The 1367-nt window shown below is 65.6% G+C and carries 1 protein-coding gene; it reads right to left on the bottom strand.

Features of this window, described 5'->3' with window-relative positions; genetic code table 11:
• A partial coding sequence (locus ABZU75_RS17075) for a hypothetical protein (protein WP_355554920.1) occupies nucleotides 1-583 on the bottom strand: 583 nt, incomplete at its 3' end.
• Nucleotides 584-1367: the final 784 nt, after the last annotated feature.

Raw genomic sequence — 1367 nt, 5'->3', positions numbered from 1 at the left:
CGGTCGAACGGCCTGCGCTCACCACGATCGGGACGCGAACCATACTGACCACGCGACTGATCGCGGTCACCGTACGAACGACGCTCCCCACCCGGACGGTCATCACGGTTGAACGGCCTACGCTCACCACGATCGTCACGGTTGAACGACGGACGCTCCCCACCCGGACGGTCATCACGGTTGAACGGCCTACGCTCACCACGATCGTCACGGTTGAAGGACGGCCTGTCCCCGCGGTCACGGGCTCCGTAGGAACCGCCTCGGGGCTGGTCGCGATCACCATAGGAGCGCTGGTTGTCACCACGCGGCCCCGAAGACCTCTGCCCACCGCCCGGCCGGTCGTCTCGGTTGAAAGGAGGACGGCCGGAACCACGGTCGTCACGGTTGTAGGACGGCCTGTCGCCACGGTCACGAGAGCCGGAAGAACCGCCCGGGCGCCCCTCTCGGCGCTCACCATATCGGGGGCCGTCTCCCGGACGTCCCCTGTAGCCACCTGCGCGATCGCCGCGGTGACCTCCCTGACCGCCAGATCCGCGGTTCTCGCCCTCTTCGCGTCGACCCGCGCCTTCAGGCCGGTTGTCACTGTTCACTTCTGGTCCATTCGTTGGCTCACTCTGCGAGCGCATCCCATCTCCTCGATCGGATGGGACGGTTCGCTGTGCGGGCGGTCTCCGGCCGCGGGGTGCGCCCCGTTCGCTATCGCTGCCCCGCCCTATCGTGGTCTGGCGCGACGAAGGCCACCCGCTGGTGGGGTGGCCCGGCCTCTCCAGCCTAGCAAGCCATTGAAACTCCATACGCCCTTCTCCGGTACCCGTAAATGATCACGAACGTCGTGGCGCAGCCCATTGCCGGATTTCAGAGCGCTGCGGAGTGTCCGGCCCCCGCCTGCCGTCGCGGGTTCGGCAGCGCAGAGGGGCGCTCAGCGGAGGCTCTCCCCGATGGCGAAAGAAGTTCAGCGGCCCGTGGAGGCCTTAACCGGAACACGAGCGGCTGGCTTTTCCATCAAGCCCCTGCTCCTGGGACGATTTCCGCATCTCCCAGAAACACCTTTCGGAACTCTCCTTGGAAAGCATGAGAAACACTGGCCGGCGGTTCGGATTCCAGTGCGCGGAAACATCAAGAATGCCCATCGACCGGCGGGGCTCCAGGTACAGCCCCTTGTTCGGTGACTCCCCGGAAACCACTACGAACCGGTAAGAACCGAGGCCGGCCCCCTTACCCGGAAGCCCACTGAAAACCCCAGAAAAACCCCGCAAGCCCCTTTCCGGAAGCTCCCGGAAAGCACGAAGGCCCCCACCGAAAGGTGAGGGCCCTCATAAAAGATTGTCCGGCGGCGACCTACTCTCCCACACCGTCCCCGGTGCAGT

Source organism: Streptosporangium sp. NPDC005286, from assembly GCF_040607515.1.
Taxonomy (GTDB): Bacteria; Actinomycetota; Actinomycetes; order Streptosporangiales; family Streptosporangiaceae; genus Streptosporangium.
Note: the sequence above shows the minus strand (reverse complement) of the source record. Positions and strands in the feature narration are given on the sequence as shown.